We start from the raw sequence: 24,676 nt of genomic DNA, 5'->3' as shown, positions 1-24,676 counted from the left end.
ATGATTTCAACCAGTGAAAACTACAAAGAAAAAGTATCCTCCGACTATAGAAAATGGAAGGGGAAAATTGAAATCTATTTCGAAGGAGAAAACAACCCTCCAACAGTATTTGATGATGAGGAGATGATAAGCCTCTCTCTTTTAGAAGAATTAAGTGGGGATGCTTTAGGTCCAGTTGGCAGTGTTACTGCTAATGAACTGAGATTTACATTGAATGATACGGATAAAATGTTTCTACCTACCAATACAGAAAGTCCATATTATCAAAAACAGGTGCCAGGAATTATAGTAAAGGCTTTTTTAGGACTTGAGGTTGGTGGAGATTTTGAATACATTCCTCTTGGAAAGTTTAAAACTTCAACGTGGAATTATGATTACGATGGATTAACCGTCAATGCCACCTGTTATGATATTTTGGCGGATTTAATGAAACAGCCAATGCCTATCATACCCATACAGTACAGTAAAACCTTAAAGGAGGCCTTTGAAGTCCTCTTTTATTTTTTAGGATTATCAACTAGTGAGTACAGTATTGATTCTGGCCTCACACAAATGTTGGATATATTTTGGTACGAAGGAGATACAGTGGGAGAATGCCTTGAAAAGTTAGCTACTGCTGGGTTTTCTTCCGTGTATGTAGACAGATATGGAGTTATAAAGATAAGAAGGCTCTTAAATCATGAAGCATTTATTTCCCACTGGACAGGAGAAGATCAGATTTTATCTATGGAAATAGAAAGTCCCTATGACAAAATCTATTCAGGCATGGACCTAACCTATAAGAAATCCTATGTGGGAAATGTAGAAAAACCGGAAGAAATATTGTCTTTAACAGATCTTCAAGTTCCAAGTGGAAACATTACTTTAGATAGGGTATCTCTTAATGGGCCGGTTGCATTTCTCCACAGTATTGAACTAAAGAAAAGAAGCTCGCATCAAGTATACCTTGACTCAGCAGAGGTTGGAGTTAATCTAGGTAAATTCATTCTTTCATCACCACTGGGAACAACTGTAGATTTAAATATATATGGCTATAAGGTGGAGGAAGCAAGTTTTACAATTCAGCAGAAAAATTCTACAGTAGTTGGGATGGTGGGAGAAAAAACATATTTCTATGAAACCCAATACATTCAAAATGAAGGATACGCAGTAGCAGTAAGTGCCAATATGCTTAAAATGCTGAGTTTCCCAAGTAGAAATGTTCGAATAGAGGCTAGAGGAAATCCTGCCTTAGAAGTTGGAGATGTGATAAAAATATCCGATGAAAGACTAAAGGTTGTCAATAAAGAAATTCTTGTAACAAAACTAGAGTATGCATATGATGGAGGACTTAGCTGTAGCGTTTATGGAATGGCCAAAGAAGCATTATCATAAATAGGGGAGGTGAAGGGAATGGGCTATAGTGCCAGCTTACTTAAAAATTCAACAGCAGTAGATGGACTTTCTAACTGGACTTCTAGTGGCGTGTGGGTTGCTAATTTTGGCATTACCCAAGGACACATCTTTGTCTTAACGGGAGATGCCTATATGACCCAATCCGTAAATCTAGCAAATCTTGATTTTAAGCCCTATTCCTTTAAACTGACCCTCACCTATCGAGTAGATGAAGCACCTCTGATTCAAGAGCCAAAGATAAAAGCACGATGTAGAATGACCTATTATTACTCAGATGGCAGTATGGACGAGTTTATTCATCCCATAGGAAGTATAACATTTCCAGAGAGTTTAAGACCTATAGGCTATCCTACATGGAAGAAAATCACCATAGAACCTGAAAGGGAAGAAGATAAAACAATCCTTTCGGTTGGGATTTACATTGAAAAGGAAGGGACTATAGGGAATCTCTGGGTAGATAATGTAGATCTTAGGCATTTAGACAATGAGCTTTTAGAAAGGGAAGATAAAGGTAAAGATTTTAACTCTATTATTACCGACGATGATGGACTTCATATTTATGATGGAAATGCCTTTGAAGGTGCTGAAAAGATTATAACCCTAGGCCGTCATGATAAAAGGGAAGAAATTAATTTGTTTGGTCTAAAAGTGAAAGGACCTCAAAGTAATCATGAAGTTAAGTTGGGGCAAGTAGATGTTTATACAGAAGAAGAGGAAAAAAAGATTCGCTATGGTCTTGAAATCAGAGGAAGAAACAATGTAGTTATGTTGGATGAATACGGCATTGACCCAAGGTTCATTAAAACCTTTAAAAACCTAATCTTTAACTCCTCCTTTGAACGGTTTGATCCCGTCAGTAAAATACCCCACTTCTGGACAGGAGGTATTTCCACTGCTGATTCAAGTTTTGACAATACAAGGTCCATGAAACTTAACCCGGGAGAAACCAGTGAACAGACAACAACTCAAGGAAATTATAACCCAAGAGCAAATCCAGCTTGGTGGGATAATAAATCTACGAGAGTTTCCTTCTTTAAAAAAGGTGGGGATGTTCAGGTACAGGTATTTAGTGAATATGACTATGCCCCCTATCCACTAAGAGATGAAGCTGGGATGATGGCAACTTACTATAATACAGGAGAATCTAACAATTGGGATGTGGGAAGATACACCTTTTCCTTTGAACCCCTTAAAAGTGGAAGGGTATGGATTCGCTTTTCTAATATTGGAACAAGGGCAGCCTATATTGATGCAGTTCAAATGGAACCGGATTTTAATGGCAAATACCCATCCTTCTATACCAATGGCCCCTATTCTGTCAGTGCCGATGAGGTTCCTCTTTCAGATACTTGGCTGGAATACATTAATATACCCTATAATCAGACCATTAGCATTCAGTTTAATCAAAGATATACCATACCGCCAACGGTGACGGCTTCTCTACTTCGAAATATACTTGCTGGCAATGTAGGAAGTTCCTTTGGTAGCTATAACATAGTACCTAATATCGATTTAATCATTGAAGAAGAAAATGGATTTCTTTTTTACACAGGAGCCTATATTACCTGGGGAGGTTCAGCACCAGCTTCAATAGACAATGGTTATGTAAGTGTACAAGTGGTGGGGAGGTTGTAGAAATGGTTACTAAATTTCAGCCAGAAATTATGGAGGTGGAATTTAACTTTTCTGCTATGGCTTCTGTAGTATCTCCTAGTGAAAATAGCTTAGAAGTGACAGGCCATTTTAGATCCTTTTCAGATTATATTGGTCTTTTGTTTAACAGTGAAGATTATAGAATGCATGATAGAGCTAAGTATCCTACTAGTAAAAACTACGCAGGGGTAAGTCTCAGTTTTTCTCCTGTTTTTCAAGGAAGTGTGGCAAAGTTTAATGATCTAGAGCAGTTGCCGGCTTTAGCAATATATTATACCGATGGCACTGAGAAGGTTGTTACATTAGGATTTCTCTCTAACAGGGCAAATACTACAGATAGCTACAACTACTGGACAGGGGAGGTGGCTTTATCTCATAAATGGATAGCTTGGGACAGTGAAATCGTCTATTGGGAAAAGTGGGTAGTGGTAGGTTATGAAGATGTCTTTGATAGCGAAGGTAACTACCTATACACCCGTGAAATTACAGAACTTCATACTGGCTATGGTTCAAGGGAGTCTGACTACGTTCTAGACTATGCTAATGGAAGGATTGCTCCAGTTGCAGGAAGCGGAATTCTCTATGCAGCTGATATTTGGGTTACTTACGAATATGGCTTGCATCAAACCTATACTATTCATTTTGACAACCTAAAGGAAGGGACACATCCAAACAATGCTGTCAGTGTAGGTAATACAAATATTGAAAGAATTGTTATTCCCATAATCCCTACTTATTATATAGAAGGAAAAAATGAATTAACAGGAAACTCTGATGAAATTAAAGTTGTGTTTAATAATTGGTTAGTAGCAGGAGGAGCGTTAGGTGATTATCCTGAAGTAGTAGCAGAACATCCTTTTCGAGTAGCAGAAGGTTATGATGATGAATACTATAGAAACCCTTTAAGGTTGGTACAATCCACATATCATTTAGGTTATAGGAAAATCATCAACTTATATATTGGTGCCTCTCATTATTACGATAAAAAAGGGACAGTTGGAGCTGATTCAACAGATCATAATACTCAAACACTTATACAAGAAGTAGGTATCTGCACAGCAGCAAAGCAGTGGGTGAGATATTTATGCAGAGCCATGAAGGAGTATGGGTTTGAAACTTTGATAATGTCAGTATCCATGGAAAATCTGCAGCTACCGGAGGAGTGGAGACAGAAAATGTATGATGGGAAGTATGGACAAACGGGATGGGAACCCCCTACCTCATTTTTTAGTCCCACCAATCAGCAGGCGAGGAAATATTATGAGAAGGTATGTAGGGAGTTATTAGATATTATGGTGGAAGAGGGAATGCCCCCAATACTGCAGCTGGGAGAACCTTGGTGGTGGTGGCAGGAGTTTATGCCGGGAAATGTTCAACAGCCCTATCCTGGAAGACCGCCCTGTTTTTATGATGAAGCCACAAAACAGAAATTTCAAAGTGAGAAGGGAAGGCAGTTACCTGTTTATACAACATCAGATATCCCACTGACACCGGGAAATATAGAAGTCCTTGAATGGTTAAGAGACCAATTAGGGGACTTTTCTAATTTTGCAAAGGAAATCGTTAAAAGTTATTTTGGAGGGCAATATACAGTTCTATTCTTCCCACCATCAGTATTGGATGCAGAAAGGGTTCCAGAAGGAATACGAATCGTAAATGTTCCTATAGAGGATTGGAGAAATCCCAGCCTGGACTTTATTCAGATAGAGGACTATGACTGGGTGGTCCATGAAAATGAAAGACATCCGGAAATCTTTGACTTTGCTCTAGATTTTCTTAGGTATCAGCAGCATAAAACCCATTACTTTGCAGGCTTTGCTTGGGAAGAGTTCACCAATCTATTTGGTAAAAGTATAGAAAAACAGTGGCAGTTAATTGAAAGTGCAGCGGTTATAGCATTATCTAGAGGAATGAGGGAGGTTTTTGTATGGGCAGGAACACAAATCAGAAGAGATAGTTGGATGCCTGATATCCCAGTAAAATACATTCCAAGGATGATTAATAGGACACTTCTGAGAATTGAAAAGATGGATATATAGAATACCAAATGAAATTTTAAAAAAAATCAATTATAAATGTTGGGAGGAGGAAGTAATTTGAAGGATTTTATAAATTCAATACAGTTTATTTTTACAGCTGTTGGAGCATTCCTGGGATGGTTTTTAGGAGGTTTTGACGGCTTTTTATATGCTCTTTTGGCTTTTGTGACTATTGATTATGTAACGGGAATAATGCTTGCAGTTCTACAGAAGAAACTCTCCAGTGAAATAGGCTTTCATGGGATATTCAAAAAGGTTCTTATCTTCACTATGGTTGCAGTAGGTCACACTGTAGATACTTATATTATTCAAAATGGTAGTGCCATTCGCACCGCTGTTATTTTTTTCTACCTTTCAAATGAAGGGATTAGCATTTTAGAGAATGCTTCAAAAATAGGACTACCGATACCTGATAAGTTAAAGGGCGTACTATCTCAGCTTAGTAGGGAGGATGAGTAGAATGGCAAGATTATGCTTTGACTATGGCCATGGAGGAAGTTATCCAGGAGCTGTTTACAAAGGAAGAAAGGAGTCAGAAGATAATCTTAGTATAGGAATGGAGGTAGCCAAGGAACTTAGACGTCATGGCATTGAAATAGATGAAATTAGAACTACTGATGTAGCTGTAAGTTTAAAACAAAGAAGTGAATTTGAGAACAAAGGGAACTATGACTACTTCATATCTTTTCATAGAAATGCCTTTAAACCGGAGGTAGCTACGGGGGCTGAAACCTTTGTTTATACAAAAGCATCAGCAAAGTCAAAGGTGTTGGCTGAGAAAATACAAAATGCTTTAGTGGGGGTTGGTTTTATCAATAGGGGAGTTAAGACAGCAAGCTTTCATGTACTTAGGGAAATCAAAGCTCCGGCAGTGCTGGTGGAAATGGGGTTTATTGATAATACCAAGGATAATAACCTATTTGATAGCAAAAGAAAAGAAATTGTGATGGGGATTACAAAGGCTATATTAGCTCAGCTTAGAATTTCCTATAAAGAAGATTTAGCTACTGGAAAAACAGATGGGCAGGTCCTTTATAGAGTAATGGCAGGTTCTTATGGGGTCAGAGATAATGCTGAAAAACAAGTGCAAAGGCTGAAGACAGCAGGTTTTGATGCCACCATTATGGTTTTTAATAGGTAACTTCTTTATCTTGTATATAGCTTGACTTCTATCAAGTTTAGAGTGATATATAGTAGTACCAAATTGATAGAAAGGAGGAACTGCAGTGCGAGTGAGGATTATTGAACCCATTAGAAAGGTACAAGATGTAAAGAAAAAGGTATGTGCCTATGCTAGGGTTTCAACTGATAGTGAAGCTCAAGGAGACTCATTGGAAAACCAAACAACCTACTATGAAAACTTAATTATATCAAATCCTGAATATGAGTTTGTAGGTGTATTTGCTGACAAGGGTATAACAGGCACTACCGAAAATAGGCCAGGGTTTAAACGAATGATTAAAGCAGCTAGGGATGGTCAGATAGATTTAATCATTACTAAATCCATCTCAAGGCTTGCAAGAAATACTACAGTAATGCTAGAAGTTGTAAGGGAGTTAAAGGAGTTAGGTGTAGAGGTAAGATACGAAAAAGAAAATATTAATACATTATCAGGGGACGGTGAGTTGATGCTTGCTGTTCTCTCTTCTTTTGCCCAAGAAGAAAGCAAAAATGTCAGTGACAACATTAAATGGAGAGTTAGAAAAAAGTTTGAAGCTGGAGAAGTGATGATTAACACCACTAGGTTTCTAGGCTATGACAAAAGTAAGGATGGCAATCTAATCATCAATGAAGAGGAAGCTAACATAGTTAAGAGGATTTTTAATGAATACCTTGGTGGAAAAGGGACCTTTTTAATTGGAAAAGAACTAAATCATGAAAAGGTTCCAACGGTTACAGGTGGACAGTGGTATGACAGCACTATTTTAACCATTTTAAAAAATGAGAAGTATAAAGGGGATGTCCTGCTTCAAAAGACATATACCCTAGATCATTTAACGAAAAAGAAAGTTAAAAATACTGGAGAGGTAAATAGCTATTATATAGAAAACAATCACCCTGCCATTATTTCAAAAGAAATGTGGGAAAGAGTACAAGAGGAGATTAAAAGAAGAGGAAAGTGCAAAGGGAACACTGGGGGTAGAGATAAATACACAAAACAATATCCCCTATCAAGAATGCTCTACTGTAGTAAATGTGGTGCATCTTTAATAAGGAGAACTTGGAATAGCAAGCTAAGCTGCAGAAAAATTGTATGGCAATGTAGCAACTATATTAAAAACGGAAAAAATTCCTGCGAAGGCACAAAAATAGAGGATGAGATTATTAGCAGGATTAATATAAAGGAAGAAGTGATAGTAAAGGAGGAGATGAAAAATGGCGAGAAATATTACAGTTATACCAGCAAAGGTAAACAGAACAAATCTCGCAGAGAGTTTAAAACCACAGAATCAGAAAATGGCAGCCTACTGCAGGGTTTCCACAGACCAATTAGAACAGTTATCAAGCTATGAAGCTCAAGTAAATTACTACACTACTTTTATAGAAAATCACCCAGATTATACTCTAGCAGGAATTTATGCCGATGAAGGAATAAGTGGTACCAACACTAAGAAGAGAGATCAATTCAACAAGATGATTGAGGACTGTAAAGCAGGTAAGATAGATATGATTATCACCAAATCCATTTCAAGGTTTGCAAGGAACACCCTAGATTGCCTAAACTATGTAAGGCAGCTAAAGGATATAGGAGTAGGGATTATATTTGAAAAGGAAAATATCAATACTTTAGATGCTAAAGGAGAGGTGCTACTTACCATTTTAAGTTCACTGGCCCAAGATGAGAGTAGATCGATATCTGAAAACTCTACCTGGGGAATAAGGCGAAGGTTTGAACAGGGGAAATTACATCTTAACCATACTAAGTTTTTAGGCTATGACAAAGACGCAGAAGGTAACCTTATAATAAATGAAAGCCAAGCAAAGATTGTAAGAAGAATCTATAACGATTTTCTAGATGGTAAAGGAGCAAATAGAATAGCTAGAGAACTTGAAGAAGAAGGGATTATCAATTGGAATGGAAAAGCAAAGTGGTATGAAAGCAGCATAAGAAACATGCTAACTAATGAAAAATACAAGGGTGATGCCTTACTACAAAAGACCTACACAGTAGATTTCCTTTCAAAGAAGAGGACGGAGAACAATGGTGAAATTCCACAGTACTATGTAGAGGAAAGCCATCCTGCCATTATTGATAAAGAAATGTGGGAAGCTGTGCAGCTTGAGATGGAAAGAAGGAAAGCATTTGTTAAAGAGCATGGAATAGCAAAGTTAGACTATGCAACAGTTAAAAACCCCTTTGCAGGTAGAATTATTTGTGGCAACTGTGGAAGTACCTTTGGCAGAAAAGTATGGAACTCTACAGATGAGAGGTTAAAGAGAATCATTTGGAGATGCAATAAAAAGTATGAAAGGAAGGGCAAGAAGAGCTGTAATAGTAGCCACATAGACGATAAAGTTTTATATCTAGCCTTTGTAAACACCTTTAATGCCATGATTGAAAACAAAGACTATTTTATAGATAAATGGAAACAAAGACTTGAAAGTGAAAATGTTTTAGTAAGATATAAGGCAAATCAATTTATAAAGGTTTTGGAAAAGGCAGAACGCCTTAAGGACTTTGATATGAATTTATACTTTAAACTTACTGAGAAGATGACAGTTTTTGAAGATAAAAGGTTGATTGTCAGCCTTTTGGATGGGACGGAAGTTGAGTGTGACATTGAATGAAAACACAATCTAAAGAGCATGTTATTTTACATAAATATCTTATATTTTAGTATAATTGTTATTTCTATAATTTTTCTCTCATATATTGAGGTATAAAACTTTTACCTGTGGGAGTTAAAATTATGGGGGTATATGAAGGGGAATTTGGATTAAACAAGTGGAAAGTATACCAAGGAGACTGCTTAGCAGTATTAAATAGCGAAATAGATGATGATTCGATAGACTGTATTGTTACAAGTCCCCCCTACTGGGAAAGAAGAGCATACGGACAAAGAGGAGGAACGGATGGTAATATCGGAAAATGGAAGTATGCAAATAAAGGGAAACTAATGAAAGGGGAAATAGGAAACGGGTGTAGTTATGAAAAGTATATAAATGACATAGGAGAAGTAATTAAGCTTATGTATAAAAAGCTTAAGAAGAATAAATTTGCATTTGTCAATATCTCAACTTGGCATAAAAACAGTGAATTAATTGATGCAAGTCATGACATAATTAGAATTGCAAAAGATGTAGGATTTAATCATTGGGATACTATAATTTGGATTAAACGGAATCCAATGCCTTCAGGAAGATATAAGGAAAAGTATCTATCTAGTGGGTGGGAATATGTATTAGCCTTTACAAAGGGGAAGGGATTTGCCGTTGAAGCTGATAATTTCCAACCAGGTAATAGTCATTTTATATGTAAGAATTGCGGAGATGATAATTGGTTGGATTTTAAAAATGCAACAAACTATTTTTACAGTAATATAGGATGCTTTGGAAGAAAGAGAAAACCTATGAAATCACATCCTGCACTTTTTCCGATAGAACTTCCTACATATTGTTTAAGTATTGCAACGAAAAAGAATGATATTGTCTTAGATCCTTTTGCTGGTAGTGGAACTACTTTAATTGCTGGATTAAACTTAGGATTAAATGTTATTGGGTGTGAATTAATTCCAGATATTTATTCAGGTCTTGTGGAAGAATTAATTTCTTTAAAATGAATATAGTTGAACAAAAAATACCTATAGTGGCTAAATGCTTTCTATAGGTATTTTTTTATGCAATTAACCCAACACTAAAGATAAAAATCTAGGATTAGGTGATAGAGGTTTGGATGAAACTAATAATCATGAAATAATTTTAAATAAGTTTAATAACTTAAGCTACTATGAGGGATCAACGATCAAAGACAAGATACTAAATAATAGTCATAAAGAAGTTAGAAAACTTCTTAACAATTATAATATTGTAAAACCATGGGACACAAATAGAGCTTGTGGTAAAAGTAACTATTTTGATATTGCAGAACTAAAAACTAACAATATTATTCGGCCTAATAGTAAGTTAGTAGTAACTAGGCCTACTTCTGATCCTGAAAAACCAGTTGTGTATGTCTATCAAAATTGGCAAGATAAATACCAAGAAATAAAGGAAAAAATATTGGATAGAGGTTACTATGAAGGTTTTCAATCAGACTCAAAGAAGATTAAAGGTTGGTTCGAAGAAGAAAATGTGCTCAGATTTGGAACTCTAAAGACTGACAGTGTTTATGTAGAGTTTGAACTTGCAAATTTAAATTCGCTGATAAAGCAGAAATATTACTTTGTAGATAAAGAAACAGCACAACAGTTACATTTAAGTTATCAAGGGCAAATAAGTGCATTAGGTGTGTATTTCGGTTTCAATTCAAAATTAGCCAAAGGGGAAAAAAATCAGAGTTTATATGGGATAAACTTAAATAGTGTTGCATGTTTAACAATGAAGGATATTGATTTGATTAATCTGATTGAGGGTAAGTCAAAAGAACAAGTGGATTTAATAGATGTTATATGGACTAATAAAAAGGGAAAAATTATTGTAGCTTTTGAGGTGGAATTAAAGAGGGTCTGGAAAGATGTATTATTAAAATTTCAAGCTCTAAAACTTTTATGTGGTGACTATGGAAAAGATATTTATTTTGTTATAGTTGGTAATGATCCTAATACGGATTATCCCGTTATTTGTGAATGGGTAAATTCCATAAATTTTAATAGGGATTTTCAAGATGCAAAAATTAAATATTTATCTGTTCAGAAGCTAATTGAGATTTTGACTAAAAGAGATAAGCAGAAAAGCAAACATTTACTACTAGAAGAATTTTTCGATAGCGATGCATTATTAGATATTAATACTAATACAATATATATGTAAGTGGATCGAATATATTAAATAGGGATTGGTTTTTATAATGGAGAAAAGTAAAATGGTGGCTTTACTACATGGTAAAAAATAGATTATTAATATTCCGGGTCAAGGTACACACCAACCTAACCGGATTTTTTGTTTGCAATATATTTAGAGTCTTAGAAGTTTGACGATAATGTAATTATATCAAATGAATAGCGTAGGTGATATAGTGCTAACTATTGAAGAATATGTAGCTAAAAGAAAAAAGGAAGATAAAATTAATGAATTTAATATTGACGAACGAAATGAAAACATGAGACTTTGTGTTAATTATGTTTTCGAATACTTTAATAACTATCTTAATATTACTGAGGCAGAAGAGAGAACAGTTCTTCAGAATGAAAAGCTATATAAATATAGTCAACAGCTGAAGGAATATGATGAGGAGATAAGGGAATGGCTTGCAAGAATATATTCAGAGTATGGAAAGCAAATCAACCGGTATATTGGAAACATCTTAAAAGAAGATGAATTCTTTTTCCTCTATGATTCTGATAAGGAATTTAGAAGCTTATCATATGATTGTTATTCAAAACTTGTAAAGAAATTTCCTTTTATCAAAGACCAAACCGAGATACTATTTTTGTTTATAAAGGATTATCATCGAGTGATGAGTCAAAGAGAGATAAAAAAGGAAAGTGTTTTTATATCTGATGAAATAAATCAGTGGATAGAATCAACATGGAGCAAATATCAAGTAAATGTATGGGCCTTTGTATATAAATGACAGAACATTTCTATGACCATGAAGAGTTATGGCCAGCTACACATAGAAAGAAAAGTAGTTATAATTTTAGGAAGTATGATTATGACATAAAGCAAAAAAGTAATCTATTTAATCTTGATTCATTATATAGGAGAATGCCAAAGAAACCTTATACTAAAGGGAAAAAGCAAGGGTTTGAGATATTAATGATGTATCACTGGATTCACAGGCTAGAAGGTGACGATGATTATTGGCAAGAGTATTTACAAAAAACTCTACCAGCGTTAAATTAAATTAAATAAGTTAAAGACAAAATATTAACAGTTGAGGCTAAGTATCTCAACTGTTTTTTTAGGAAAAGTATGTATAAAAGTAAAAGTAGTCATTAAATATATTATATACTACATTGACATAAATAATAAACTAAAATACAATGGTAATAAATGGAGGGATAATTATGGATAAGGAGCTTGTAGGTCATTGCCCAAGGTGTAGTGATAAACTAATAGCCACTCATCTTAGTTGTAAGAAATGCAACTTAGAATTAACAGGAGATTTTGGACTTAGTAGGTTTGATTACCTTACGGTTGATGAACTAGACTTTGTGATGACTTTTCTAAGATATCAAGGAAATTTTAAGACTGTACAAATACAAAAGGGTATGTCTTATCCTGCTGTTAAAAAGAAGATTGCTGAAATTGTAATGAAGTTAGGAATAGATGATATAAAAGATAAAAAGGAAGAGGTTCCAGATGCGCCCACATTGAGTTTTGTACCAATAGAATGTAGTGATAGTTCGGTAATTGCAAAGATTAAAGAAAAGCTGAACGACTGTGGAGGTAAAACCACCATCAGATTATTACAGGGTGACCCTTGTGATATAAGGTTTGATATAAATGGAAAAGGGTTAGTTTCACCTAAAATTCCGCTAGCAAATCAACTGACTTGGGAAGCATTTGATGCTGCTGTAGAAGTGGTACTTAAAAACAATGGTAAAGCTGTAAAAGGCAAAGCCCGTTCAGGGGCAAAGCTTGGTAGTGATGACTTATCTTTAGATTCTGTTGAGGGCTATATTGCTCATAAAGTGCATGGAGCACAGGAAGGCGAAACTGCATTTGGACCAGGATTTGTTATCTGTGCAGTACTTGACTGGGCAGGCATTTGTAATAATGAAAGAGGATATTTAACAATAAATCCTATGTTTATAGATGGAGCTACTACGTAGGTTTAATATACTGCTCATAGTGATGTTTCATTTGGATTAATTTAACTATTATAGGGGGGATATATTTGAATCTTTGTGGTGAAATTGCTATACATAAAGTTTTTGGTAAGGGAAAAATAATAGAATTTGAACAAAATTATGTAGTAGTATTATTTGACGAAACTGGGGCGGAAAAGAAGTTTGTTTTCCCAGCGGCTTTTGGACAGTTTTTGGAATTGGAAAATACAGCCCTATTAAAAGAAATTGAAGAAGTTAAAATTGAGATTGCACAGAAAGAAGCAGAGATAAAGAAAGTTAATGAGGAAAGTGCTAAGGTAAAAAAGAATGAAAAAAATATGGGTAGTTCCAGTAAAACAAAGGCATCTACTACAAAATATTCAGATAGAAATAATATTGCCTTTAAGTGTAATTATTGTGATGGTGGGAAAAACAACGAAGTAGTTGGTTATAAAGGTGTATGTAGTGACGAAACAATTAAATACAATATAAAAGTAGCAAAACATATTTGGTGTAGTCAACCAGAAAATATGTGTTTTAAATATTTAAATGGTGAAATATCAAGAGATGAAATTGCTAAGTTTTACGATGAAACAAAATTTGAATTCAGCAAATCTGTTTGTTATGAGAGCCAAATGCTTGAAATATGGAATGCCGGGGCAGGGGTAACACAGAATGGTGATGAGAAAGGAAAACCTATGTCACTGAGAAATGTGAAAGCTAATAGTTTAGCACTACTGACCTCTAAGCTTCCCTATACTGATGATAGCGATAGATTTATCTTTGCTGTATTTTTAATTGATGAAAACCATGAAGGAGATAGTCGAGAAGAAGGATATGTAGGAGCAAACCCCAAATATAGATTACAACTATCTCTTGATGAAGCCATAAAGTTGAAGTTTTGGGATTATTATTTTAATCCTAATAAGCCAGAGAAGATTGTATTTGGAAGTGGATTACATAGATACATAACAGATATACAAGCATCTCAAGTACTTAAGAAAATTTGTGAAATAAAGAAAGGAACTTCCGAGGAGAGATTTGCAAAAGAGTTTTTGGAACATTACTGTCTGATTAAAGAAATAGACAGTGATAATATACCTACACCAAATGGTGCATTACAAAGGACAATGGGGTGATATTGCTATGCCAAAGAAAAAATGCCCAGCTTGTGGATCAACTGAAACGGTTAAAATTTTATATGGCATGCCATCGTATGAAGCTTTTGAATTAGTGGAACGTGGGGAAACAGTGTTAGGAGGGTGTTGTGTTTCGGACAACGATCCAACTAGACACTGTAAAACATGTGGACAAGACTTTGGTGTTAATGAGACATTTAGCATGCTAGGAATGACATCATTAGAATTCTATGTAGGCGGATATTTTGGAGAGTCCTATTTTGTATATATCAATGGGAAGAGAAAAAGCAAATTAATTAGATATGCTAAGACCCCAGGTGGAATGGCAGCGGATTTAAAGCACCCTAAAAATGAAATTAATTTTCACCCAGATATTTTATTAAAAGAAGTCCCATTACCACCAGAACAATGGATTACTTTTACAGAGGAAATAGCAGCTCTGGATGTATCATGTTGGAGGGATAGTTACTACGAGAATAATATATGCGATGGAACTCAGTGGCATCTAATTATTAAATTTCCTAACCGTGAAAAAATCAGTAAGAATGGAAGTAATGATTACCCACCATACTGGAATGGATTAATAAAAATTATGAAGAAGTACATAGGAGAAGATATAGGTTAAGGGGGAGGATATCTTGGGGAGAGAATTATTTGAGAAATGGTTAAAAGATAATAAAAATTTAGCTGAGGGGACTCGAAAATCATATGGGTCAGCAATAACAGCTGTCTCTACTTGGGCAATGAGTGAAAAGATTATTCAACAAGATATATATGAAATTAATAATAGTAAAGTCTTAAGCAGAGTCTGTGATTTGCTGGACTCATCAGAGTTATATAATGAGAAGAACATTTCGTGTAACAGGAGATGGAGCTCTGCTTTACTTTTATATAAGCAATTTATTGAGTGCAATATATTGGCTAATAGAAATAATACTAATGATTTTGTGGAGGAAAATGTGATGAAAGAAAATGATTTGAAAGAAGAATTTGCAGAATGGATGAGCAAACAAGTTCAAAAAAATGGGAGACCATACTCGCAGGTTACTATAAAAGGTTATATATATACTCTTTCAAAGGCATGTAGTGAAATTGAAAATCTTACATTGGATAATAGTGATTTGTTTACTATTGACTCATTTAACCAATTTACAAAGATTGAAGAGCTAATAAGAGAAAATAAAGATTTTCCAAGGGTCAATAAAAAATATGGAAATAATCAACTCTCGGCAGTAATGGCAAAGTACAGCGAGTTTTTAATGGAAAGAACTTCTACAAGTATAGTAGCTTGGTTTGTTGGAGCTGTTATAAATGATGTGGATCAAACGCAACGATTCGTAGATGAGGGGATATGGGAAAATGGCTATGATGATAAATATACTGAACTTGTAAACTCTATTAAGCCAGGTGACAGGATTGCAATAAAGGCCTCTTATACTAGGAAAAACAATCTGCCATTTGATAATCAAGGGCACAGTGTCTCTGTCATGGGAATTAAATCTATAGGGGTTGTGACTAACAACTCTAATGATGGACATAAGATATTTGTTAAATGGGAACTGGTTAATCCCCTTAGAGAATGGTACTTTTTTACTAGTAGAAATACTATTTGGAGAATAGATGAGAAAGACGGATGGATGTATAAAAGCCTGATAGACTTTACGTTTAATAAAGGTAATCAAGATATTGATAGATTTCTTAATGACCCTTACTGGAAAGATAAATATGGGGGCTTGGAAAGTAACAAATATGAATGGACAGAGTTTTATGAAGAAACTGCAAAAGCACTGCTTAAGTATAAGGACAAGCGTTCTGAATTAATGAGTGGTATTAATGGAATTTTTAATAAAATTGATATGAACAATCCTTTAATGAAAAAGTCATCAGATGGTACAGAGGAAGTTTTAACTGACGTTTGCCCCTTTACAGTGTTTGGACTATTTAATAAAGGGATTACAAATCAGAATAGAATATTAATAATGAAAGAAATGTCTGAGTTTCTTGGAGTAGAAGAGGAAGTTCCTACCTCGTTTGATGGCATTCCTGTGCTAAACAATATGAAGTCATGGTTCTTTGGTGATGAGAATCATAGAGAAGAAAATGATATAGATAATCTATGGCAGCTGTTTGAATATGCTATTAACTTAGCTGAAAACTATACAGTAGAAAATAAAAGCTCTTTTATAGAAATATACGATAAAGTAATTAAACAGCATGGTATTCAGTGGAACATCACATTTGGATTATATTGGATTAGGCCGTGGGATTACTTAACCCTAGATAATAATACAAGAACGAGTTTGGTAGAGAAGTTAAAAATAAAGGTACCACGTAACTCTCAAAAGAAAATGTGTGCTGGTGCAGACTATATCGCACTTGTAGAGTTGATGAAAGAAAAGTTTAATGAGGAGGATTATCCTGTCCACTCTTTTCCTGAATTATCGTATAAAGCATGGAGTGGGAAAATTGAAATTAAAACAGGGATAACGCCTCCACAAATCGAACTTCCACCTCAAGAGGAATATAAACCTTATACAAAAGCAGACTTTTTATCACAAGTTTTCATTACAGAAGAAACCTATGAAACTATAAAATCATTATTAATAAGAAAGAAGAACTTAATCTTACAAGGAGCACCAGGGGTTGGTAAGACCTTTGCAGCTAAGAGACTAGCTTATTCCATGATGGGAAAAGAGGATGCATCAAGAATAAAGATGCTACAATTCCATCAAAGTTATGCATATGAAGACTTTATAATAGGATACAGGCCCAATGGAATGGGCTTTGAACTAAAAGAAGGACCTTTCTACCAATTCTGTAAACTGGCATCAGAAAATCCAGATGAAGATTACTATTTCATTATTGATGAGATAAACCGAGGTAATATGAGTAAAGTATTTGGGGAACTGATGATGCTGATAGAAAGTGATAAACGTGGAGAAGAATTAACACTCACATACTCGGATAGTCCTTTCTACGTACCAGAGAACCTGTATATTATTGGCATGATGAATACGGCTGATAGAAGTTTAGCAATAATTGATTATGCACTGAGAAGAAGATTTTGCTTCTTTGAACTAGAACCAGCATTCGAAACAGAAGCATTTAAAAACCATCTTATAGAACAAGGGGCTAGTGAAGAACTAGTAAATAAGATAAAGACAAAGATAGGTAGTATAAACCTAGAAATAGTGAAAGATGTTAATTTAGGAAAAGGTTTTAGAATTGGCCACAGTTATTTCTGTAATTTTATTAATTCGGATAAATGGTACGAAGATGTTATTAAGTATGAGATACAACCACTTATAAGAGAATATTGGTTTGATGAAGAAGAAAAGGCAAAGAACTATGTTGACGAGTTACTAAGGTGATAGATATGAGTAATAGTCCTAAAATACCAATAAAAAATATATATTATATGCTTTGCTATGCATGGAATGTGCTAGATCAATCAGATAGCATCCTTTTAGGTAGCGAAAAGTTTGACAATATTTACAATCTATTTGCTAGAATTTATATAAACGGGACAAGCAGTTTAATAAAAAGAGGATTGAATAGATATTATATTCAAGAGAAAGAAGCAGTATCAACTATCAAAGGAAAGATTAATATATCAGATTCAATTAAGGAGCAGACTTTTCTTAATGGTAGGATGATATGTCAGTACGATTATTTTTCAGAAGATATTAAGCTAAATCAGATTGTAAAGACAACTATTAATATATTAGTAAAATCACCGAGCCTAGACACTACTCTAAAGAATAAGCTATTGAGAATGCGTCTGTATTTTTCAGATATAAATGAAGTTCGACTTTCTAAAGCATTGTTTGCTTCTCTTAGATACAACAGAAATAATTACCACTACAGGATGTTAATAAATATTAGTCAATTAATATATCAAGGTTTAATCACTAATGAGGAGGAGAATGAGTTTTCTTTTTCAGACTTCGTAAGGGACAATCAAATGGCAAAACTATATGAAAAATTTGTATTGAACTTTTTTCGTACCCATTTAAAAGAAGCAATATATAATGTTCATGCCCCTAGATTGAAATGGAACTTAGATGAGGAAATCTGCGAGGAAGATCTATCTTTGCTTCCAGAAATGAGAACAGATATAGTAATTGAAAATAAAGTTAAAAATGCACAGCTAATAATCGATACCAAGTATTATGCACAGACACTTGTCTCAAGCAACTGGACAGATATTGAAAAGGTTCGTACTGGGCATTTGTTTCAAATCTTGGCGTACGTTAACAATAGCAATTTTACTGGTAATGTAAAGGGAATGCTGTTATATCCAACGATTGAAAAAGAAATCAATGCTAACTTCCCAATTATGGGAAAAAGTATTGGCATAAGAACTCTAAATCTGGATGCAGAGTGGGAAGATGTATCTGCTAGGTTATTATCTCTTGTTGTTTAACCTAGTAATTAGGAGGTGCCAACTTTGAGAAATAAAAAAGACTTATTCGCAGCATCATTGCTTGGAGGAGCTATAGGGGATGCCCTAGGCTATACAGTGGAGTTTATGAAACTAGATGAAATCAAATCTAAATATGGAGAGTTAGGCATAACTGACTTAGAGATTGACATGGTAACTGGTAAGGCTCTTATCTCTGATGATACTCAGATGACCCTGTTTACTGCTGATGGGATGATGTGGGCATATCATCGTTGTAGTCGTAGAGGAATTGGAACTTACGCAGGAAGTGGTACATATCAATCTTATCTTCGCTGGTACTATACACAAACCAGAAGCATGATGGGGATAGTGACTCTACAGGTTCTATTTGTGGAAATATTCTTGGGGCATGTTATGGCATTGATGCCTTGCCTAAAGAATGGATAAAGGTGGTTCAATTAAAAGAGCTGATAGTTGACATAGGAAATAAGCTATTTAAATTATCGGATTTCGCATTTAATCGTAGATGATTTGAACCTTACATTAAGAGATTTCTAGAGATAATGTATTCAATATAAATAGAATAAATAACAAATATGCTGGTTGGGATAAAAAATTATCTTAGCCGGTTTTTTTATTGAAAAAACTTAAGGAAAGTTGGATACATGGACAATATGTGTCCTTTATCACCATATATAATGAGACATAGGATTACATATAAGATTGGGTTGCGAGGGGAGATTCAATATGGGGCAAGAGTGTAAAAGATCAAACTGTATATTATTGAAAGAAAAAGAAAGAGAAATTTTACAGTTAAACCAAGAGATAAATGCATTGAAAAAACAAGCTTCTATAGATCAAATGACTGGCTTTCTAAATAAGTGTGAAGGCATAAAGAAACTCAAAGATGAAATGAAAAAAAATTTAAGAGATAATACAAACACAACTATTGCTTTTATTGATATTGATAGATTTAAACTGGTAAATGATAGACTAGGACATTGTACAGGGGATCAATTATTAGTTGAACTTAGCAAGATATTACTTACAAACATTAGAAAAGAAGATTTTATTATTAGATTTGGTGGAGATGAATTTATAATTGTATTTACTAGTATTACAAAATTACAGGCTAAAGAAGTTTGGAAAAGAGTCTATAAGGCAATAGAAGGATTTAACAAAGAGAGCAACTTTATCTTTCCTATAAGCTTAAGTATAGGTTTCTATGAATATGATAGTTGTTCTGATTTAGATGTTAATCAATTTATACACTTAGCAGATAGTGAAATGTATAGGGAAAAACAGCAAAAACGGAAAGGATTATAAAAGATTTTGTCGAAGTTTTATAGTGTAGGTTATATCCACAATTTAACAGCATTATATGTGAATATTGATGGACACATGGGATTCTGTATGTTCTGATGAAATCTAACGAAATTCCATCAATGACCGTCTTAACCAGATATAATGATTCAAGATGAAAATAAGGCGGTGAATAAGTTGAATACTAGTCTTGATTATAATGGTAACAAAGGTTTTAGGCTTTTAAGTATGTATGAGGGTTTAAATAAGGGAGAGCTTTTATGCAAAAGAGATCTTGCAGAAAAATTTGGAGTTGCTCAAAAAACAATACAGCGAGATATAGAGGATCTAAGAGCCTACCTTTCAGAAAATCACTATACAGAGAATGAAGTTGCAATAAAATATGATAAGACTAGAAAAGGTTATTTTCTAGTTCGGTTTGAGCGAGAGTGGCTTACGAACGAAGAAGTAATGGCTATATTGAAAATATTATTAGAGAGTCGTGCATTTTGTAAAGAAGAACTAAATAGGCTTATCAATAAGTTATTGAATCAGGTAGTACCTAATGACCGTAAAAAAGTCGAGCAAATAATAAAAAATGAGCAGCTCTACTATGAACCATTGAAACATGGGAAAAAGCTACTTTCTATACTTTGGGAATTATCTCAACTAATTTTAAATTGTGAGATTACAAAGTTTACATATACACGCCAAGACGGCATTATGAAGGAGAGAGAAGTTAAACCCGTTGCTATTATGTTTTCTGAATACTATTTTTATCTAATAGCTTATATGGCAGATGGAAGCAAAGATTTTCCTACAGTATTTCGAATCGATAGGATTAATGATTTAGAAGGTACAAAGCAACAATTTAATATCCCATATAAAGATAAGTTTAATGATGGAGAATTTCGTAAGAGAGTTCAATTTATGTATTCCGGAGAACTAAGAAAAGTTAAATTTGAGTTTCTTGGACCATCTATTGAGGCTGTTTTAGATAAATTACCAACTGCAGAAATTATTGCACAGCAAAATGGTGTATATACAATTAGTGCTGAGGTATATGGAAATGGAATTAATATGTGGTTAAGGAGTCAGGGGGATATGGTTAAGGAAATTTAAATGAGAGAGGTAGAAAAATGGAGTTTGATATAAACTTGATGTTCGTTTCACACTTTTTAAAAGACCATCCTATAATAGAAGAAAGTATTAAATATAAAATAAAATATTTGAATGCTCTTGAATATTTTGTAAATAAGTACTCCGCGAAAAATAAATTCTCTGTATCAGCTTTAGATAATTATAAAAATGTATTTTTAGGAGTAAGCAAGGATAGCTACACTTATAGAACTCAGGAATTAAAAAAGATGAGCAAAGGAGTAATGGGACTTAAAATTAAAGGTTTCAAATTTTTTACATACAGATATGCTTTTATTTGTGACTGTCTGTTTATAAATGCTATGATGGAACCTAATAAAGCCACTAGCATAATAAATGATATTAAATTTATGTGTCATAAAAGACACCATAGAAATTTAGATAGGTTTTTTAACTATCTTTATAATGATGAAGAGTCTATTCAAGATTTAGATAAAATTAAATATCAAGTTAAATGTTGGAAGATTAACCAGAGGCATATAAGACAAAAGCAAATGACAATTTTGACAACAGCTACCATGAGTGCAGGAAAATCCACACTAATTAACACACTAGTTGGAAAGACAGTAAATCGTACTATGAACGATGCATGCACATCAAAGTTACACTTTGTTTATAATAAGCCCTTTGAGGATGGATTTAATTATAAATTTGATTATGATTTAAACTTAAATGCAGGTAAAAAAGACTTACTAACTGATGATATTGACAGCAAAGATAATAGAATATTTGCTTCTACATACTTTAGGCAATTGATAAAGGGCTCATCTAGATTATGTATTATTGACACCCCTGGAGTTAATTCATCACAAAACTATGATCACGCTCAAATCACAAAAGAGAGTATTCTAAATGAAAATTATGATAAAATTGTTTACATAGTAAATGCTGAAAATGCAGGGACAGATGATGATTTAAAGTATCTACAGTTTATTTATGAGAATGTAGATAAAAAGAAACTGATATTTGTTCTGAATAAGCTAGATAGATTTAGAGTTCCAGAGGACTCAATTGAGGAAAGCATCAATAATTTAAAGAAAGACTTAAATAAAATTGGGTGGGAAAATCCGATTATTTGTCCTGTGTCGTCATATGTGGGAGGACTAGCAAAAAAGAAAATGTATGGAATTGACCTTAACGAAGACGAAGAAGATGAATACAAATTTTTACAAATGAAGTTTAAAAAAGACGAGTATAATCTTTCGAAATTTTACTCTGAGGATACATTAAATAAGGCCATAAAAAATTACAGTAAACATGAAAATTATCAAATTAATGACTTGCTAGTAAAATGTGGAGTACTTTGTTTAGAACAAATCGTTATGGAAGGGGCAGAATACTAATGAGAGAAATATTTATTAAATACAATCCATACAAGGTTGAAACTAGAGTTCAAATTGATGGCAAACCTATTAAGGCAAACAGTGCATTAAATGTAGATGATAGAAGATTACAAGAGTGGATAGAAGAGTTGCCCAAAATTCTTGTTGAAGAATGTAATACTAAAGAATTTAGAATTACTTTTCATGGGACTGTTTTAGATTATGAAGATTTATTGTCTGTAACCAAGGATGCGAAAGAAAAAGGTATCGATATTATATGTTATCATAGACCGGCTAAGGAAGTAAAAGATAAGGAACAAGCTATTAAAGATATTTTTTATGATATTCAGAATGGTCCTTTTGATGAATTGAAACAGACAGATGTTAAGAGAGCCTTTGAAATGGCAAGTAGTAGTGATTTTGAAGTTAATGTTGTTGCAACGATGAGTGCAGGAAAATCTACATTAATTAATGCGCTGCTTAGACAAAAACTTATGCCAGCAAAACAGGAGGCATGTACAGCTACTATTACAAAAATTAAAGATAAGGACTTAGATCCATTTAGAGCTACTGTATATGATAAAAATGGAGATTTATTAGAAACTCATATGGAGCTTAGTTTGGAAGTTATGGATAAATTGAATAGTAACCCGATAGTGTCGAACATAAGTATTGAGGGAAATATTCCTTTTGTTACTGCAGATGATGTTTCTCTGGTATTAGTAGATACTCCTGGTCCTAATAACTCTAGAGATCCAGAGCATAAAGCAGCAACGTATAGAATGCTATCAGAATCCTCTAAAACTGTTGTTTTATATATACTTAATGCTACTCAATTAGCAATTAATGATGATAATGATTTATTAAATCATGTAGCAGATAGTATGGGAGTAGGAGGTAAACAGTCAAAAGATAGATTCATATTTGTAGTTAATAAATTAGATGATTTTAAACAAGGCGAAGATAGTGTTGTTGGTTCAATTCAAAAAGTTCGAAAATATTTAGAGGATAAAGGAATCAAAAATCCAAATATTTTTCCTGCCGCAGCATTACCTGCATTAGATATAAGAACGTCTCTGAAAAATGTAGATTTAGCTAGTATTAATTTTATGGATGACGATATTAGCCCTAATATTATGGAAGCAATTACAAAAGTGAAGAAATTAAATCGTAATGAAGAGTTGCACTTGGAAACTTATGCACCATTAACACCAAGTGTCCGAGGTGAAATAACATCTCAATTAGCTATAGCCAAGGACTCCAATGATAAATATACAGAAGCACTTATTCATACTGGAATAATTCCAATTGAATCATCTATTAAAATGTATGTTGCGAAGTATGCAAAAACAGCAAAAATCAAAAACATCGTAGATACCTTTTCTAAAAAGCTGGAGAGTGCAAGATCATTTGAGAATACAAAACAAGAAATAGCCTTAAATCAAAATAAACGCAATGAGATTTTATCACAAATAGAAGCTATTGAAGCAAAATTAAAAAATGGACAAGAAGCTAAAAAATTTAAAGATAAAATTGAAGCAATTAATTATGACTCGGAAATTAAGTCTATTACAAGCACCATACTTATGGAGGCACAAAAGAAAATTTCATCTCAAAATTCAAAAGATGATTCTAAGCTTACTCAGCGAGATGCGGAAAGCATGTGCAAAGTGTTTGGAAAGTTTGCGGAAGGTTTACAGGCAGAAGTTCAAGTTAAACTAGAAAAGGTAATTACTGATTATGTTGAGAAAAATGCAAAAGACTTATTAGATCAATACAAAGAAAGGATATCTGCCTTAGCACAGGATATTGAAATAGGTACGGTAACAGTAAATCCATTTGAATTATTACATGGAGAAATAGATGGCGGGACAATGGCAAATATAAAAAACCTAATCACCAACTTAACAAAAACAGAATCAATTAAAGTTGGGGAAAAATGGGTGGAGAATTCAGATAAAAAATGGTATAAACCATGGACATGGTTTGATGAAGATGGTTACTACAAAGATGTTTATGAAAATAAAGAATATGTTGATGCATCAGAGCTAACACAAAGATTCTTTGCACCTATTCAAAAACAATTATTTAAAAACAGTGATAATGCTATGAAATATGCAAAAGAACAAAGTAATTACATAAAGACCACATTTAGATCAAAGTTTGTTGAACTTGATGAAGTTTTAAGCAAAAAACTTCATGAATTAGAGCACTGTGCTAAGGATAGCAAAAACGTAGAAGCAATGATTAAAGAAACGCAGAAACGTTTAGAGTGGCTTCAGGATATACAATCTCGTATAGAATCTATTTTGGATATCTAATAAAGGAG

At 33.8% G+C, this 24,676-nt stretch carries 22 protein-coding genes; all 22 read left to right on the top strand.

The window, feature by feature from the left end:
- The 22 genes from BLP68_RS05435 (at position 1) to BLP68_RS05335 (ending at position 24,668) form a co-directional block, all read left to right on the top strand.
- Positions 1-1,374 carry a hypothetical protein gene (locus BLP68_RS05435; RefSeq protein ID WP_091540957.1) on the top strand — a complete coding sequence of 458 codons (1,374 nt, stop codon included), beginning with the start codon at positions 1-3 and terminating at the stop codon, positions 1,372-1,374.
- A gap of 18 nt (positions 1,375-1,392) precedes the next feature.
- Positions 1,393-3,030 carry a hypothetical protein gene (locus tag BLP68_RS05430; RefSeq protein WP_091540956.1) on the top strand — a complete coding sequence of 546 codons (1,638 nt, stop codon included), beginning with the start codon at positions 1,393-1,395 and terminating at the stop codon, positions 3,028-3,030.
- Positions 3,031-3,032: 2 nt separating this feature from the next.
- A complete protein-coding gene (locus tag BLP68_RS05425) occupies positions 3,033-5,087 on the top strand; it encodes a non-contractile tail sheath protein (protein ID WP_091540954.1) in 2,055 nt (684 codons plus the stop codon).
- Positions 5,088-5,144: 57 nt separating this feature from the next.
- Positions 5,145-5,546 (top strand): phage holin family protein, encoded by a 402-nt coding sequence (locus BLP68_RS05420; RefSeq protein WP_408606023.1) that lies wholly within the window; start codon positions 5,145-5,147, stop codon positions 5,544-5,546.
- A gap of 1 nt (position 5,547) precedes the next feature.
- Positions 5,548-6,228: an N-acetylmuramoyl-L-alanine amidase gene (locus BLP68_RS05415; protein ID WP_091540949.1), complete on the top strand. Its 681-nt coding sequence runs from the start codon at positions 5,548-5,550 to the stop codon at positions 6,226-6,228.
- A gap of 85 nt (positions 6,229-6,313) precedes the next feature.
- Positions 6,314-7,600: a recombinase family protein gene (locus tag BLP68_RS05410; protein ID WP_242876913.1), complete on the top strand. Its 1,287-nt coding sequence runs from the start codon at positions 6,314-6,316 to the stop codon at positions 7,598-7,600.
- Entirely contained in the window at positions 7,485-8,876 is a 1,392-nt protein-coding gene (locus BLP68_RS05405; RefSeq protein ID WP_408606026.1) for a recombinase family protein, read from the top strand. Before BLP68_RS05410 ends, BLP68_RS05405 begins: the two co-directional genes overlap by 116 nt.
- A 122-nt stretch (positions 8,877-8,998) precedes the next feature.
- Positions 8,999-9,868 carry a DNA-methyltransferase gene (locus BLP68_RS05400; RefSeq protein WP_091540943.1) on the top strand — a complete coding sequence of 290 codons (870 nt, stop codon included), beginning with the start codon at positions 8,999-9,001 and terminating at the stop codon, positions 9,866-9,868.
- Positions 9,869-9,977: 109 nt separating this feature from the next.
- A complete protein-coding gene (locus tag BLP68_RS05395) occupies positions 9,978-11,057 on the top strand; it encodes a hypothetical protein (RefSeq protein WP_091540942.1) in 1,080 nt (359 codons plus the stop codon).
- A gap of 205 nt (positions 11,058-11,262) precedes the next feature.
- Positions 11,263-11,820 carry a hypothetical protein gene (locus BLP68_RS05390; RefSeq protein ID WP_242876912.1) on the top strand — a complete coding sequence of 186 codons (558 nt, stop codon included), beginning with the start codon at positions 11,263-11,265 and terminating at the stop codon, positions 11,818-11,820.
- The gene (locus BLP68_RS22085) at positions 11,817-12,092 is read left to right on the top strand and encodes a hypothetical protein (protein WP_242876911.1); all 276 of its coding nucleotides are present in this window, start codon (positions 11,817-11,819) and stop codon (positions 12,090-12,092) included. Before BLP68_RS05390 ends, BLP68_RS22085 begins: the two co-directional genes overlap by 4 nt.
- A 164-nt stretch (positions 12,093-12,256) precedes the next feature.
- Positions 12,257-13,024, top strand: a complete 768-nt coding sequence (locus BLP68_RS05385; protein ID WP_176758879.1) for a DUF2089 family protein — start codon at positions 12,257-12,259, stop codon at positions 13,022-13,024.
- A gap of 65 nt (positions 13,025-13,089) precedes the next feature.
- Complete coding sequence (locus tag BLP68_RS22080) at positions 13,090-14,160, top strand: hypothetical protein (RefSeq protein ID WP_242876910.1); 1,071 nt, start codon at positions 13,090-13,092, stop codon at positions 14,158-14,160.
- Positions 14,161-14,167: 7 nt separating this feature from the next.
- The gene (locus BLP68_RS05370) at positions 14,168-14,785 is read left to right on the top strand and encodes a hypothetical protein (protein WP_176758878.1); all 618 of its coding nucleotides are present in this window, start codon (positions 14,168-14,170) and stop codon (positions 14,783-14,785) included.
- A gap of 13 nt (positions 14,786-14,798) precedes the next feature.
- Complete coding sequence (locus BLP68_RS22075) at positions 14,799-17,531, top strand: AAA family ATPase (RefSeq protein ID WP_091540938.1); 2,733 nt, start codon at positions 14,799-14,801, stop codon at positions 17,529-17,531.
- Between the two features lie 5 nt (positions 17,532-17,536).
- On the top strand, positions 17,537-18,586 hold the full coding sequence (gene mcrC / locus BLP68_RS05360) for a 5-methylcytosine-specific restriction endonuclease system specificity protein McrC (protein WP_091540935.1): 1,050 nt from the start codon (positions 17,537-17,539) through the stop codon (positions 18,584-18,586).
- A gap of 24 nt (positions 18,587-18,610) precedes the next feature.
- Positions 18,611-19,012, top strand: coding sequence for an ADP-ribosylglycohydrolase family protein (locus BLP68_RS05355; RefSeq protein WP_242876909.1), 402 nt, complete (start codon positions 18,611-18,613; stop codon positions 19,010-19,012).
- Positions 18,952-19,095, top strand: a complete 144-nt coding sequence (locus BLP68_RS22430) for an ADP-ribosylglycohydrolase family protein (protein WP_408606025.1) — start codon at positions 18,952-18,954, stop codon at positions 19,093-19,095. Before BLP68_RS05355 ends, BLP68_RS22430 begins: the two co-directional genes overlap by 61 nt.
- A gap of 217 nt (positions 19,096-19,312) precedes the next feature.
- On the top strand, positions 19,313-19,891 hold the full coding sequence (locus tag BLP68_RS05350) for a GGDEF domain-containing protein (RefSeq protein ID WP_091540932.1): 579 nt from the start codon (positions 19,313-19,315) through the stop codon (positions 19,889-19,891).
- Between the two features lie 174 nt (positions 19,892-20,065).
- Entirely contained in the window at positions 20,066-20,989 is a 924-nt protein-coding gene (locus BLP68_RS05345) for a helix-turn-helix transcriptional regulator (protein WP_207647874.1), read from the top strand.
- A gap of 17 nt (positions 20,990-21,006) precedes the next feature.
- Positions 21,007-22,368, top strand: coding sequence for a dynamin family protein (locus tag BLP68_RS05340; RefSeq protein ID WP_091540927.1), 1,362 nt, complete (start codon positions 21,007-21,009; stop codon positions 22,366-22,368).
- On the top strand, positions 22,368-24,668 hold the full coding sequence (locus BLP68_RS05335; protein ID WP_176758877.1) for a dynamin family protein: 2,301 nt from the start codon (positions 22,368-22,370) through the stop codon (positions 24,666-24,668). Before BLP68_RS05340 ends, BLP68_RS05335 begins: the two co-directional genes overlap by 1 nt.
- The last annotated feature ends 8 nt before the right edge of the window (positions 24,669-24,676 follow it).

This window comes from Alkaliphilus peptidifermentans DSM 18978, assembly GCF_900101495.1.
Taxonomy (GTDB): Bacteria; Bacillota; Clostridia; order Peptostreptococcales; family Natronincolaceae; genus Alkaliphilus_C; species Alkaliphilus_C peptidifermentans.
The sequence above is the reverse complement of the archived record's forward strand: the minus strand, read 5'-3'. Positions and strand labels throughout refer to the sequence as shown.